At 69.1% G+C, this 12,807-nt stretch carries 15 protein-coding genes; 3 read left to right on the forward strand and 12 right to left on the reverse strand.

Annotated elements, in window-relative coordinates; genetic code table 11:
* Positions 1-72: 72 nt before the first annotated feature.
* Positions 73-837: an alpha/beta fold hydrolase gene (locus tag BM419_RS03740; RefSeq protein WP_056525246.1), complete on the forward strand. Its 765-nt coding sequence runs from the start codon at positions 73-75 to the stop codon at positions 835-837.
* 4 nt (positions 838-841) lie between these two features.
* Here the strand turns inward: BM419_RS03740 and BM419_RS03745 are convergent, their stop codons facing one another.
* From BM419_RS03745 to BM419_RS03800, 12 genes are all read right to left on the reverse strand, one after another.
* Positions 842-1,603 (reverse strand): ABC transporter permease, encoded by a 762-nt coding sequence (locus BM419_RS03745; protein ID WP_042673785.1) that lies wholly within the window; start codon positions 1,601-1,603, stop codon positions 842-844.
* A gap of 14 nt (positions 1,604-1,617) precedes the next feature.
* The gene (locus BM419_RS03750; protein ID WP_042673784.1) at positions 1,618-2,553 is read right to left on the reverse strand and encodes an ABC transporter ATP-binding protein; all 936 of its coding nucleotides are present in this window, start codon (positions 2,551-2,553) and stop codon (positions 1,618-1,620) included.
* 171 nt (positions 2,554-2,724) lie between these two features.
* Entirely contained in the window at positions 2,725-2,976 is a 252-nt protein-coding gene (locus tag BM419_RS03755; RefSeq protein WP_020093405.1) for a hypothetical protein, read from the reverse strand.
* A 273-nt stretch (positions 2,977-3,249) separates the two neighbouring features.
* Positions 3,250-3,576, reverse strand: a complete 327-nt coding sequence (locus BM419_RS03760; RefSeq protein WP_091924981.1) for a hypothetical protein — start codon at positions 3,574-3,576, stop codon at positions 3,250-3,252.
* A 300-nt stretch (positions 3,577-3,876) separates the two neighbouring features.
* Entirely contained in the window at positions 3,877-4,194 is a 318-nt protein-coding gene (locus BM419_RS03765; RefSeq protein ID WP_234081021.1) for a hypothetical protein, read from the reverse strand.
* A gap of 261 nt (positions 4,195-4,455) precedes the next feature.
* Positions 4,456-4,839, reverse strand: a complete 384-nt coding sequence (locus tag BM419_RS03770) for an SUF system Fe-S cluster assembly protein (RefSeq protein WP_020093409.1) — start codon at positions 4,837-4,839, stop codon at positions 4,456-4,458.
* Positions 4,840-4,889: 50 nt separating this feature from the next.
* Positions 4,890-6,134, reverse strand: coding sequence for a cysteine desulfurase (locus BM419_RS03775; RefSeq protein ID WP_020093410.1), 1,245 nt, complete (start codon positions 6,132-6,134; stop codon positions 4,890-4,892).
* Between the two features lie 203 nt (positions 6,135-6,337).
* Positions 6,338-7,660: a SufB/SufD family protein gene (locus BM419_RS03780; protein WP_020093411.1), complete on the reverse strand. Its 1,323-nt coding sequence runs from the start codon at positions 7,658-7,660 to the stop codon at positions 6,338-6,340.
* Positions 7,661-7,663: 3 nt separating this feature from the next.
* Positions 7,664-8,416: a Fe-S cluster assembly ATPase SufC gene (gene sufC / locus BM419_RS03785; RefSeq protein WP_020093412.1), complete on the reverse strand. Its 753-nt coding sequence runs from the start codon at positions 8,414-8,416 to the stop codon at positions 7,664-7,666.
* Between the two features lie 15 nt (positions 8,417-8,431).
* The gene (locus BM419_RS03790; protein WP_020093413.1) at positions 8,432-8,671 is read right to left on the reverse strand and encodes a hypothetical protein; all 240 of its coding nucleotides are present in this window, start codon (positions 8,669-8,671) and stop codon (positions 8,432-8,434) included.
* A 25-nt stretch (positions 8,672-8,696) separates the two neighbouring features.
* Entirely contained in the window at positions 8,697-10,166 is a 1,470-nt protein-coding gene (gene sufB, locus BM419_RS03795; RefSeq protein WP_026604969.1) for a Fe-S cluster assembly protein SufB, read from the reverse strand.
* Positions 10,167-10,234: 68 nt separating this feature from the next.
* Positions 10,235-11,404 carry a cysteine desulfurase family protein gene (locus BM419_RS03800; protein ID WP_020093415.1) on the reverse strand — a complete coding sequence of 390 codons (1,170 nt, stop codon included), beginning with the start codon at positions 11,402-11,404 and terminating at the stop codon, positions 10,235-10,237.
* 273 nt (positions 11,405-11,677) lie between these two features.
* Between BM419_RS03800 and BM419_RS03805 the strand changes: the two genes are divergently transcribed.
* A complete protein-coding gene (locus BM419_RS03805; protein ID WP_010686946.1) occupies positions 11,678-12,334 on the forward strand; it encodes an alpha/beta hydrolase in 657 nt (218 codons plus the stop codon).
* Between the two features lie 85 nt (positions 12,335-12,419).
* Entirely contained in the window at positions 12,420-12,806 is a 387-nt protein-coding gene (locus BM419_RS03810; protein WP_026604970.1) for a response regulator, read from the forward strand.
* The last annotated feature ends 1 nt before the right edge of the window (position 12,807 follow it).

Raw genomic sequence — 12,807 nt, forward strand, 5'->3', positions numbered from 1 at the left:
CGATCCGCGTTGCTCCCGCGCGCCCGGGTGGTCTAAGCCGTGGCCGAGCTTGATGAACACAGGTTGCGCGGCATGGAGTCCTTCAATTCCGACGGCGTGCGGATCGCCTATATCGACGTCCCGCCGGCGGACGGTCCGGGCAAGCCGATCCTGCTGATCCACGGATTCGCGTCGAACCACGCGGTCAACTGGGTCAACACCCAGTGGGTGAAGGCCCTGACTCAGGCCGGCTACCGCGCGATCGCGCTGGACAACCGCGGCCACGGCGAGAGCGAGAAGCTCTACGATCCGGCCGCCTACAGCTCCGAGGCGATGGCCGGCGACGCGGTCCGGCTCCTCGACCATCTCGGGATCGGCCGCGCCCACGTCATGGGGTACTCGATGGGCGGGCGGATCACCGCGCATCTCGCGCTCGACCACGCGGACCGGGTGCGCTCGGCCCTGATCGGCGGCCTCGGGATGCACCTGATCGAGGGCAAGGGCCTGCCCTCCGGCATCGCCGAGGCCCTGGAGGCGCCCGCCGGGACGCCCGCGCCCAACCCCACGGCGGCGGCCTTCCGGATGTTCGCCGAGCAGACCCGGAGCGACCTGCGGGCGCTCGCCGCCTGCATGCGCGGCTCGCGCCAGACGCTCAGCCGGGGCGAGCTCGCGCAGATCGAGGTGCCGGTCCTGGTCTCGGTCGGGACCCTCGACACGGTCGCGGGCTCTGGGCCGGCCCTCGCCGCCCTGATCCCGGACGCCCGGGCCCTCGAGATCGAGGGCAAGGACCACTCCACGGCGGTCGGCGCCAAGCCGCACCGGGACGGGGTGCTGGCCTTCCTGGCCGCGCAGCCCTGAGGCCTCAGCTCTTCAGCCGGTAGCCCGTGCGGAAGATGTAGGTCACGAGGCCGAGGCAGATCACCAGGAACAGCGCGGTCATGCCGAGGCTGACCGCGATGTTCACGTCGGCCTTGCCGAAGAACGCCCAGCGGAACCCGCTGATCAGGTACACGACCGGGTTCAGCAGGCTCACCGCGTGCCAGAACGGCGGCAGCATGCTGATCGCGTAGAAGCTGCCGCCCAGGAAGGTGAGCGGGGTCACCACGAGGAGCGGGACCAGCTGCAGCTTCTCGAACCCGTCCGCCCACAGGCCGATGACGAAGCCGAACAGGCTGAACGTCACCGCGGTGAGCAGCAGGAACCCGATCATCCAGAGCGGGTGGTCGATCCGCAGCGGCACGAACAGGGCCGAGGTGGCCAGGATGATCAGCCCGATCAGGATCGACTTCGAGGCCGCGGCGCCGACGAAGCCCAGCACCACCTCCAGCGGCGAGATCGGTGCCGACAGGATCTCGTAGATCGTGCCGGCGAAGCGCGGGAAGTAGATGCCGAACGAGGCGTTGGAGATGCTCTGCGTCAGCAGCGAGAGCATGATCAGGCCGGGCACGATGAACAGCCCGTAGGGCACGTCGTCGACCGCCGAGACCCGGGAGCCGATCGCCGCGCCGAACACCACGAAGTACAGGGTCGTCGAGATGACCGGGGCCAGGATGCTCTGCCCGGCGGTGCGCCAGAAGCGGCCCATCTCGAACAGGTAGATGGCCCGGATCGCCGGCCAGTTCATGCTGAACGCCGCGCTCATGGCTGTGCCCTCTCCTCGCGCACGAGGCCGACGAAGATGTCCTCCAGCGAGCTCTGCTCGGTGTGGAGGTCGTTGAAGCGGATGCCCGCCGCCGCGAGGCCGGTCAGGAGCCCGGTGATGCCGGTGCGCTCGGCGCGGGTGTCGTAGGTGTAGACCAGCTCGGTCCCCTCCCCGCCGAGCGCCAGGCCGTAATCGGCGAGTTCCGGCGGTACCGCGGCGATCGGCTGCTGGAGGTGGAGCGTCAGCTGCTTGCGCCCGAGCTTGCGCATCAGCGCGGCCTTCTCCTCCACGAGGATGATCTCGCCCCGGCGGATCACGCCGATGCGGTCGGCCATCTCCTCGGCCTCCTCGATATAGTGGGTGGTGAGGATGACGGTGACACCCTGCTGGCGCAGGTCGCGCACGAGGCGCCACATGTCCTGGCGCAGCTCCACGTCGACGCCCGCCGTGGGCTCGTCGAGGAACAGCACCCGGGGCTCGTGCGACAGCGCCTTGGCGATAAGCACCCGCCGCTTCATGCCGCCCGACAGGGTCATCAGCCGGCTGTCGCGCTTGTCCCAGAGGGACAGCGCCCGGAGGATCCGCTCGATATGCCCGGGATCCGGCCGCAGCCCGAACAGGCCGCGGGAGAAGCTCACGGTGTTCAGCACCGTCTCGAAGGCGTCGGTGGTGAGTTCCTGCGGGACGAGCCCGATGGCCCGGCGCGCGGCGCGGTAATCCGCCGCGATATCGTGGCCGTCGACCAGGACGGTCCCCGCACTCGCGGTGACGATCCCGCAGACGATGTTGATGAGCGTGGATTTGCCCGCTCCGTTCGGACCGAGCAGCGCGAAGATCTCACCGCGCTCGATGGCGAGGTCGATGTCACGCAGGGCTGTGAAGCCGGACGTGTAGGTCTTCGACAGCTTCGAGATGGAGATAATCGGCATCAGAGCCTGGTGCGAGCGGGAGCGTGCACGGGTCCGGCAGCCATGCTCAGGCACCGGACACGCGAGGGGCCGGCCGAGCGGGACGCCTCCGGCGGCGGGCGCCCCTATAGCATGGTGAATGACCGGCGCTGACCGAGCCCGTGTGCGCCACCGCACCGCGAGGGCGCCCGCGGCTCACCGGCGGCCGAGGCGCTCCGCCAGCGCGAGGCACTCCTTGCGGAGATCCGGATCCTCGATGCGCGAGAACGCGGTCAGCAGGGCGGCGCATTCCGCGGCGCTCGGGCCGCCGGCTGCCGGGGACCCCGGCGGCCCGCGGAAGATCGAGACCGGGACGTTCAGCGCGTGGGCGATCTGGCGAAGCAGCACTTCCCGCTCGTGAGCGGAGTTCGCCGTGCCGTCGAGATCGAATCCGCCCGCGTCCGTCATGATCTCTTCGAAACCAGTCCTTCGGCCGAGCTCGGATGCACGGGATGCCCACAGACGCTGCTCACGCGGCGCGCGGCACGACCATCCACACTTTCTCGGCGGGTGCAACCTACCGTTATGGTATCAGCTTGGCAGGGCCGCACTGTCCAGAACGCGCGGACAGCCACCCCGGACCGAGATCTTGTGCCGCTCATCTGTAATCGGCGAAGTCGGTTCAGCCTCCGTTCCGAATCAACATCCAGAAATACAATTGCCGGTAGCATGGTTCCGGCATTAGGCCGCTCGCCGAAGCGTGATCAGCGCGGCCAGGCCGATCAGGGTCGCTGCACCGAGGATCCGGCGCCAGGGATTCACGCCGCGCAAGAGCTCGTCGATCGCCCACCATGTCAGCGCGATATCGGCCCCGAAGGACAGAGAGGAGGCCGGCAGCCAGGGGGCCAGCTCTCCCCTGTCCCGGGCCAGCCAGGCCGCGAGGCTCAGGCCCGCGAAGAGCCAGAGCGGCAGGTTCGGCCACTGCGCCACGGTGATCGCGCCGTCGGTCCTGTCGCGAAACATCCAGTCGACGGCCCGCCCGAAGGTTGTGCGCGGACGTGGAGACATGGCTCGAACCTTCGTGAGTTCCGGCCGGCGCAGATCGTGCCGCCCCGCCGGACCAGAATGAGCCGACGGCTCCGGAAGAGGCGTTAACACATCGGTAACGTTAGCGAACGGAAACCGTCGGTAAATCCCTAACGGATCCTGAAAGGACTCGCGAAAAATTCGTTAATCTGGCGATCATCGGTCATCGGAACGGCGGCCAACCAGCCGAACATCGAGAATCGATCATGAGCGCCCGTCTCGAAGACCTGAAGTTCATGCTGACGCTCAGCGCCGTGGTCCTGCTCGGCAGCGGCCTCGACGTCATCCTGCGCTGATTGCGCCGGTCAACCCGGCGCGCGGCACCGCGCCCCCGGACGTGAAGGCGCGTCCGAGCGCCGCGCGGGCGGCCGACGGCCGAGCCTCCGGAGCACCGCCCCGGCCGGTCGTGTACGGGACGGCGATCAGCCGCGCGGCAGCGTCCGCGGGACGGCGCATTCCCCCGGTCTCGACAATCGGGATCTGTCCGGAGCGAAGGAAGCTCCGCAAGTCCGCGGCCCGCGCCCGCCGCTCCGTCCGCATCTTGAGCACGGCGATCACGAGGCCGGCCAGCCCGGCCGCCTCCAAGAACGCCGCGACCACGTAGCCCGCAGCCATCCGCTTCCACCAACTGTATCGAGGAGAGGCCGCCCTCGCGGCGGTCGCCACCGATCTGCGGGGTCATGGTTAGCGGGGCCTTAACGGCTGCGTAGAAGTCCGCAGATCGCGCCGGCGTCGACACTCGCCGCCCGCGACCGGGGCGCGGTGCGAGCCTTTCCCGTGCCACGACGATCGGGCGCCGCGCAGGGTCCGCGCGTCGCGCCCGGGAGTCCCTTCGGGAAGCCGTGACGCTCCGCGGGGGCGCTACCACATGTCGAGGGCGACGCGGGCCTCGTCGGACATGCGGCTCTGGTCCCACGGCGGGTCGAAGACCATGGTCACCGCGCAGGACTGGACCCCCGGCACGGCGGACACCGCGTTCTCAACCCAGCCGGGCATCTCGCCCGCGACCGGGCAGCCGGGCGCCGTGAGGGTCATGTCGATCGCGACGACGCGATCGTCGCCGATATCGACCTTGTAGATCAGCCCGAGCTCGTAGATGTCGGCCGGGATCTCGGGATCGTAGACCGTCTTCAGCGCCGCGACGATGTCGTCGGTCAGGCGGTCCAGTTCCGCCTGCGGGATCGTCGAGTCGCCGGCGACGTCGGGGGCGTTCTTGCCGCCCGTGATGGTGGCGTCGGTGCTCATCGCTTCACTCTCCCCGGGCCCGCGCGGGCGGGACCAGCCTCATCCCAGTATCAGGTGAACAGCATTTCTGCTCTGCCGAGCGCCTCGGCAAGGGCATCGATCTCGGCGGTCGTGTTGTAAAGCCCGAACGAGGCGCGGCAGGTCGAGGTGACGCCGAAGCGGTTGAGCAGCGGCATCGCGCAGTGGGTCCCGGCCCGCACCGCCACGCCCTGCCGGTCGATCACCGTGGCGATGTCGTGGGCGTGCGCACCCTTCATCTCGAAGGCGATCACGCCGCCCTTGCCCGGTGCGGTGCCGATGAGGCGCAGGGAATTCATCGCGCCGAGGCGCTCCTGCGCGTAGGCCGTGAGCTTCGCCTCGTGGGCGGCGATCGCGTCGCGCCCGAGATTCATCATGTACTCGAGCGCGGCGCCGAGACCGACCGCCTCGATGATTGCCGGGGTGCCGGCCTCGAACCGGTGGGGCGGATCGTTGTAGGTGATCGCGTCCTCGCTGACCGTCCGGATCATCTCGCCGCCGCCCTGGTAGGGCGGCAGGCGCTCCAGCCATTCCTTCTTGCCGTAGAGCACGCCGATTCCGGTCGGGCCGTAGACCTTGTGGCCGGTGAAGACGAAGAAGTCGCAATCGACCGCCCGCACGTCGACCGGCTGGTGCACCGCGCTCTGGGCCCCGTCGAGCAGGACCGGCACGCCGTGGGCGTGGGCGATGCGCACGATCTCGGCGGCCGGCGTCACCGTGCCGAGCACGTTCGACATGTGGGTGATCGCCACCATCTTGGTGCGCGGCGAGAACAGCTTCTCGTACTCCTCGATAAGGAAATTGCCCTGGTCGTCGACCGGGGCCCACTTGATCACGGCGCCCCGGCGCTCGCGCAGGAAGTGCCAGGGCACGATGTTGGAGTGGTGCTCCATGATCGAGAGGATGATCTCGTCCCCCTCCCCGATCAGGCCGGCCCAGCCCATCGACGAGGCCACGAGGTTGTAGGCCTCGGTGGCGTTGCGGGTGAAGATGATCTCGTCCGTCGAGGCGGCGTTGAGGAACTGGCGCGTGGTCTCGCGCGCGCCCTCGAAGCCCTCGGTGGCGGCGTTCGCCATGTAGTGCAGGCCGCGATGGACGTTGGCGTAGCCGGTCTCCATGCAGGAGACCATCGCGTCGATCACCTGCCGGGGCTTCTGCGCCGAGGCGGCGTTGTCGAGGTAGACGAGCGGCTTGCCGTAGACCTGCTGCGACAGGATCGGGAAATCCTTCCGGATCGCCTCGACGTCGTAGGCGGGGGTGAGGACGGGTGCGTTCATGGTCGCGACCTTCCGAAGACTTCGCCGATCCCGGGAACAGCCCTCATCCTGAGGTGCCGGAGCGAAGCGGAGGCCTCGAAGGAGGCCTCCAGCTAGCGTTGCGATCCCCGGATCCCGCCTGTAGGGCCCGCTGCCGCGGTGACCTCAGGACGGGATCAGGTCTCGAGAAGGGCCGGTCCGCGGAGCGGAACCGGCCGGGACGATCAGCCGCGCGCCTTCAGCCAGGCCTCGATCTCGCCGATCAGCGCCGTGCGGGCGCCCTCGTGCGTGACCGCCTCCACGGCCTCGCCCACGAAGGCCTGCACGAGCAGGCTCTCGGCGGTCGCGCGCGGAAGGCCGCGGGCCATCAGGTAGAACAGCAGATCCTCGTCCGGGGCGCCGCAGGTGGCCCCGTGGCCGCAGGCCACGTCGTCGGCGAAGATCTCCAGCTCCGGCTTGTTCATCATCTGCCCCTCGTCGGTGAGGAGGAGGCAGTCGGACTTCATCTTGCCGTCGGTCTGCTGGGCGGCCTGACGGACGATGATCTTGCCCTGGAACACGCCGGTGGCGTCGCCGTCGATGATCCACTTGAACTGCTCGCGGCCGACGCCGCCGACCGCGGCATGGTCGGCGAGCAGCGTCGAGTCGGCGAGCTGGCCCTTGCGCAGCATGGCGGCGCCGTTGACCACGACGTTGGTGTCGTCGCCCGCGACGTGGACGAAGATCTGGTGGCGCGACAGGACCGCTCCGGTCACGAGGTTCACGGTCTCGACCTGACCCTCGGCCTCGACCTTGAGCGACAGGGTCGAGAGCGCGATGGCGGCGTCGCCCTGCTTGTTCAGGCGGGTGTGCCGGAAGGCGGCCTTGGGGCCGACCACCACGTCGAGGGCGTCGTTCGGCTGGCAGGTGAGCCCGTCCGGGCCCTCGTGGCTCTCCAGGAGACCGAACTCCGCGCCCTCGCCGATCTGGACGAGCACGCGGGTCGCCGTCGAGAACGGCGTGTTCCCGGCGCCCACGAAGCGCAGGTGCAGCGGCCGCGCCGGCTTCGCCCCGGGCGAGACCTTGATCAGCGCGCCGTCCGCCAGGAAGGCGGTGTTGAGCTGGTAGACCGGGTTCTCCCGGGCCTGCGCCACCGGGGCGAGCTGCTTCAGGTCGACATGCGCCTCGGTCAGCGCCTCGGACATCGGGACGACCGTGACCCCCTCGGGGATCCGGTCGAGATCCGACAGCTCGCGGACGAGATGGCCGTTCACGAAGGTCAGGCGCGCGGCCTCGATGCCGGCGAAGCCCTTCGCCCCGGCGACGGCCGCCTGGGCGACGTCGAGGCTCGGCGCCTCGGCCGGGGGCGCGGCCTCCGTGATGGCGGCGCGCAGGTCCGTGTACTTGAAGGCCTCGACCCGCCGGCTCGGCAGGCCGGTCGCCTCGAAGAAGCGGAACGCCTCCTCGCGGGCGATCGCCTTCTCGCTGGCGAAGCTCTGGCGGGCCGACTCGAACAGCTTCGACAGGCCGGCCTCGGCGGGGGAGCGGAGGTTCGTGACGTCGGCCATGGCTCAGGCCGCCTCCCCGGTGCGGTACTCGGCGTAGCCGGAGGCCTCGAGCTCGAGGGCGAGCTCCTTGCCGCCGGTCTTCACGATCTGACCCTTCGACATGACGTGCACGGTGTCGGGCACGATGTGGTTGAGCAGGCGCTGGTAGTGGGTGATCACCAGGAACGAGCGGCCCTGGTCGCGGAGCGCGTTCACGCCCTCGGAGACGATCCGCAGGGCGTCGATGTCGAGGCCGGAATCGGTCTCATCGAGCACGCAGAACTTCGGCTGCAGCAGCGCCATCTGGAGGATCTCCATGCGCTTCTTCTCGCCGCCGGAGAAGCCGACGTTGAGGGCGCGCTTGAGCATCTCCTTGTTGATCTCGAGCTTGTCGGCCGCGCCGTTCACCGCCCGGATGAAGTCGGGGGTCGACAGCTCGGCCTCGCCGCGCGCCTTGCGCTGCGCGTTCAGGCAGGCCTTGAGGAAGGTCATGGTGCCGACGCCGGGGATCTCCAGCGGGTACTGGAAGGCCAGGAAGATGCCGGCCGCGGCGCGCTCGTCGGCGGCCATCTCCAGAACGTTCTGCCCGTCGAGCAGGATCTCGCCGTCGAGAACCTCGTAATCCTCCTTGCCGGCGATGACGTAGGAGAGGGTCGACTTGCCCGAGCCGTTCGGGCCCATGATCGCCGCGACCTCGCCGTCGTTCACGGTCAGGTTGAGGCCGTTCAGGATGCGGTTGTCCTCGATCTGCACGACGAGGTTCTTGATTTCCAGCATGTCAGTCCAAGTCCTTCAAAACCATTCGTCCCGCATCGCCCGCAGGAACGCGGCGCTCCCGGCCGGGTAGCCGGAGAGGTCGCCGATCACCGCGTCGATGCCGCACCGGGGACAGAGGGCGGTGCCCTCATCGGCGATCCAGCCCGCGATCTCGTCCGGCGCGAAAACCTCGAGGCAGAAGAAGCATCCGCACAGGACGCTGCTCCTGACCTCGTCGGCGTGCCGCGCGCTGTGCCGATGGGCCGCGCGCAGCACGTCGTCGTCGTATCCGCCCAGGCGGTCAGCCCACCGAGCCTTCCAGGCTGATCGAGATCAGCTTTTGGGCCTCGACGGCGAACTCCATCGGCAGCTGCTGCAGCACGTCCCGCACGAAGCCGTTGACGATGAGCGCGGTCGCCTCCTCCTCGGAGAGGCCGCGCTGCTGGCAGTAGAACTTCTGCTCCTCGGAGATCTTCGAGGTCGTCGCCTCGTGCTCGAAGACGGCCGAGGCGTTCTTCGACTCGATGTAGGGCACGGTGTGCGCGCCGCACTGATCGCCGATCAGCAGGGAGTCGCAGTTCGTGAAGTTGCGCGCGCCCTTGGCCTTCCGGTGCGCCGAGACGAGGCCCCGGTAGGTGTTCTGCGACCGGCCGGCCGAGATGCCCTTCGAGATGATCCGGCTCGTCGTGTTCTTGCCGAGATGGATCATCTTGGTGCCGGAATCGACCTGCTGCATGCCGTTCGACACCGCGATCGAGTAGAACTCGCCGCGGGAATCGTCGCCGCGCAGGATGCAGGACGGGTACTTCCAGGTGATCGCCGAGCCGGTCTCGACCTGGGTCCACGAGATCTTCGAGCGGGCGCCGCGGCAGTCGCCGCGCTTCGTCACGAAGTTGTAGATGCCGCCCTTGCCCTCGTTGTCGCCCGGGTACCAGTTCTGAACGGTCGAGTACTTGATCTCGGCATCATCCAGGGCGACGAGCTCGACCACCGCGGCGTGGAGCTGGTTGTCGTCGCGCTTCGGGGCGGTGCAGCCCTCGAGATACGAGACGTAGGAGCCCTTGTCGGCGATGATCAGCGTGCGCTCGAACTGGCCGGTGTCGCGCTCGTTGATGCGGAAGTAGGTCGACAGCTCCATCGGGCAGCGCACGCCCGGCGGGATGTAGACGAACGACCCGTCGGAGAAGACGGCCGAGTTCAGCGTCGCGAAGAAGTTGTCGGTCACCGGCACGACCGAGCCGAGGTACTTCTGCACGAGCTCGGGATGCTCGCGCACCGCCTCGGAGATCGGCATGAAGATCACGCCGGCCTTCTCCAGCTCCTTCTTGAAGGTGGTGGCGACCGAGACCGAGTCGAACACGGCGTCGACCGCGACGCGGCGCTCCGGCGCGATGCCTTCCAGCACCTCGACCTCGCGCAGCGGGATGCCGAGCTTCTCGTAGGTCTTCAGGATCTCGGGATCGATCTCATCGAGCGATTCCGGGCCCTGCCGCTTCGGGGCGGCGTAGTAGTAGATGTCGTTATAGTCGACCTTGTCGTAGGAGACGCGGGCCCACTCCGGCTCCTTCATGGTCAGCCAGCGCCGGTAGGCGTCGAGGCGCCACTCCAGCAGCCACGCGGGCTCGTTCTTCTTGGCCGAGATGAAGCGGACGACGTCCTCGGAGATGCCCTTCTCGGACTTCTCCATCTCGATCGTGGTCTCGAACCCGTACTTGTACTGGTCGAGGTCGATCGAGCGGACCCGATCAATGGTTTCCTGCACAGCAGGCATCAGCGTCTCCTAGGCATCTCCGGCGTCAAGGACCGGGAAGCGTCTGTCGGAAAGCGGGGGGGCGGCGCTCAGGCCGCCTGGCCTCGCCGTCTATATAGGGTCTCCAAGACCCGTTCGAAGGCGTCGAGGAAGCATGCCACCTCCTCGTCCACCGTGTTCCAGCCGAGGCTGACGCGCAGCGCCCCCCCGGCGAGGTCGGAACCGACGCCCATCGCGGCGAGCGTCGCCGAGCGCGCGACCTTGCCCGACGAGCAGGCCGAGCCCGACGACACCGCCACGCCGGCGAGGTCGAGGGCGATCAGGGCCGAGGGCGCGTCGAGCCCCGGGACCGAGAAACTCAGGGTGTTGGGCAGGCGCGGCGCCCCGGCGGCGAACACCACCGCGTCCGGCGCCATGGTGCGCACGCCGGCCTCGACCCGGTCCCGGAGCGCGGAGAGGCGCGCGGCCTCCGCGTCGAGCGCCGCGCGGGCGATCCGGGCAGCCTCACCCATGCCGACGATGGCCGGCAGGCACTCGGTGCCGCAGCGCAGCCGCCGCTCCTGGCCGCCCCCGCGCAGGAAGGCGCTCTCCAGGCTGACGCCCTCGGCCAGGACCAGCGCGCCGACCCCCTTGGGCGCCGCGAACTTGTGGCCCGAGAGGGTCAGCGCGTCGAGGCCGAGCGCCGCCATGTCGAGGGGGATCTTGCCGACGGCCTGCACGGCGTCGCTGTGAACCAGGGTCCGGCCGTGCGCCCGCGCCAGGCCGACGATCTCGGCCAGCGGCTGCACCGCGCCGGTCTCGTTGTTGGCGGCGTGGACCGAGAGGAGCAGGGTCTCGTCGGCGAGAGCACCCAGGCGCGCCTCCAGGGCGGCGAGATCGACCACGCCCTCGGCGGTGACCGGGACTTCCTCGACGGCCGCGTCCGGGAACCGGTGACCGGCCGCGACGCAGGGATGCTCCGTGGCGGAGTGGAGCAGCCGCCTCGGGGCCGCCGCGCCGCCGCGACGGAGGGCGCCCGACAGGACCGCGTTTGCCGCCTCGGTTCCGCCGCTGGTGAAGACGACCTGCTCGGGCTGGGCGTTCACGAGCGCCGCCACCTGGGTGCGGGCCGCTTCGAGGGCGGCCCGGGCCGCCCGCCCCTCCGCGTGGATCGAGGACGGGTTCCCGGGGAGCGTGAGCGCGCGCGCGACCGCCTCCGCGACGTCCGGGCGGACCGGCGCGGTGGCGTTGTAGTCGAGATAGGCGCGTGCCCGGCTCATCCGCGTTCCGTTAAGCCCTCTGCTGCGGCGCGTCACAATTCCTTGCCCGCGCGCCGGCTCGCCGTGCTAAGGCGCGCCGAGACAATGAGATCCCGCCGACCCGGCACGGTCGGCGTGGCAGCCAACGCGGTGCTTCGGACGGGTTGTTTAGAACAGTTCTAATCGCCTAGAACTGTTCTAAGACTGCTTTTATGGTGCGCGCGCGACGAGTCAAGGCTGCTGCGCCGCCGGGCTGATAGCCCGGCGGGCGATCTCCGGAGCGAGAGACGAGCGATGCCCGAAGTGATCTTCACCGGCCCGGCCGGCCGCCTGGAAGGCCGTTACCAAGCCCCCAAGAAGCGCGGCGCGCCGATCGCCATCATCCTGCACCCGCACCCCCAGTTCGGGGGCACGATGAACAATCAGATCGTGTACAACCTGTTTTACACGTTCGCCAATCGCGGTTTCGCGGCCCTGCGCTTCAATTTCCGCGGAGTCGGGCGCAGCCAGGGCTCGTTCGACCACGGCTCGGGCGAGCTGTCGGACGCCGCGGCCGCCCTCGACTGGGTGCAGTCGGTCAACCCGGAGGCGAAGTCCTGCTGGATCGCGGGCGTGTCCTTCGGCTCGTGGATCGGGATGCAGCTCCTGATGCGCCGCCCCGAGATCGAAGGCTTCATCTCCATCGCCGCCATGGCGAACCGCTACGACTTCACCTTCCTGGCCCCCTGCCCCTCCTCCGGCCTGTTCGTGCACGGCTCCGAGGATCGCGTGGCGCCCGCCCGCGAGGTCATGCCGGTGATCGAGAAGGTGAAGACCCAGAAGGGCGTCATCATCGAGCACCAGATGGTCGAGGGGGCCAACCATTTCTTCGACGGCAAGGTCGAGGAACTGACCCAGACGGTCGACACCTACCTCGACAAGCGCCTCGGCAAGCGCGAGGAGGCGGCCTGACGGATCCGGCCCCGCGCCTTGACGGGGGGAGCCCCGGAGGAATAGGGCGCGGGTTTCGGAATTGAGACGCACCTTCGCAGGTCTGATGTCAGATAGCCCGTCCGACCACCCCGTCGTTCTCCTCGTGGAAGATGACGGCCTCCTTCTGATGGAGGCCTCGGACACCCTCGCGGATGCGGGCTTCACCGTCGTCGAGGCGACGCATGCCGACAAGGCGCTGAAGGTTCTGGAGAACCGCGACGACGTCGGGGTCCTGATGACCGACGTCGACATGCCGCAGGGGTCGATGGACGGCTTCGCCCTGGCGCGCCTCGTCGCGCATCGCTGGCCGTCGATTCCCGTGCTGGTGGTGTCGGGCATGGGCACGCCCGGTCCCAACGACATGCCGGAGGGCGCGCGGTTCATCCCGAAGCCCTACGAGCCGACCACCCTGGTCCGGACCCTGCAGGCCTTCATCCGCCGCGCGGCTTGAC

The sequence above is a fragment of the Methylobacterium sp. yr668 genome (assembly GCF_900116245.1).
Lineage (GTDB): Bacteria > Pseudomonadota > Alphaproteobacteria > Rhizobiales > Beijerinckiaceae > Methylobacterium.

Excerpts from the sequence above, each read along its gene's own strand:
- BM419_RS03740 (WP_056525246.1), top strand. The coding sequence starts at position 73 with ATGGAGTCCTTCAATTCCGACGGCGTGCGGATCGCCTATATCGACGTC.
- BM419_RS03745 (WP_042673785.1), bottom strand. The coding sequence starts at position 1,603 with ATGAACTGGCCGGCGATCCGGGCCATCTACCTGTTCGAGATGGGCCGC.
- BM419_RS03755 (WP_020093405.1), bottom strand. The coding sequence starts at position 2,976 with ATGACGGACGCGGGCGGATTCGATCTCGACGGCACGGCGAACTCCGCT.
- BM419_RS03760 (WP_091924981.1), bottom strand. The coding sequence starts at position 3,576 with ATGTCTCCACGTCCGCGCACAACCTTCGGGCGGGCCGTCGACTGGATG.
- BM419_RS03770 (WP_020093409.1), bottom strand. The coding sequence starts at position 4,839 with ATGAGCACCGACGCCACCATCACGGGCGGCAAGAACGCCCCCGACGTC.
- BM419_RS03775 (WP_020093410.1), bottom strand. The coding sequence starts at position 6,134 with ATGAACGCACCCGTCCTCACCCCCGCCTACGACGTCGAGGCGATCCGG.
- BM419_RS03780 (WP_020093411.1), bottom strand. The coding sequence starts at position 7,660 with ATGGCCGACGTCACGAACCTCCGCTCCCCCGCCGAGGCCGGCCTGTCG.
- sufC (WP_020093412.1), bottom strand. The coding sequence starts at position 8,416 with ATGCTGGAAATCAAGAACCTCGTCGTGCAGATCGAGGACAACCGCATC.
- sufB (WP_026604969.1), bottom strand. The coding sequence starts at position 10,166 with ATGCCTGCTGTGCAGGAAACCATTGATCGGGTCCGCTCGATCGACCTC.
- BM419_RS03800 (WP_020093415.1), bottom strand. The coding sequence starts at position 11,404 with ATGAGCCGGGCACGCGCCTATCTCGACTACAACGCCACCGCGCCGGTC.
- BM419_RS03805 (WP_010686946.1), top strand. The coding sequence starts at position 11,678 with ATGCCCGAAGTGATCTTCACCGGCCCGGCCGGCCGCCTGGAAGGCCGT.
- BM419_RS03810 (WP_026604970.1), top strand. The coding sequence starts at position 12,420 with ATGTCAGATAGCCCGTCCGACCACCCCGTCGTTCTCCTCGTGGAAGAT.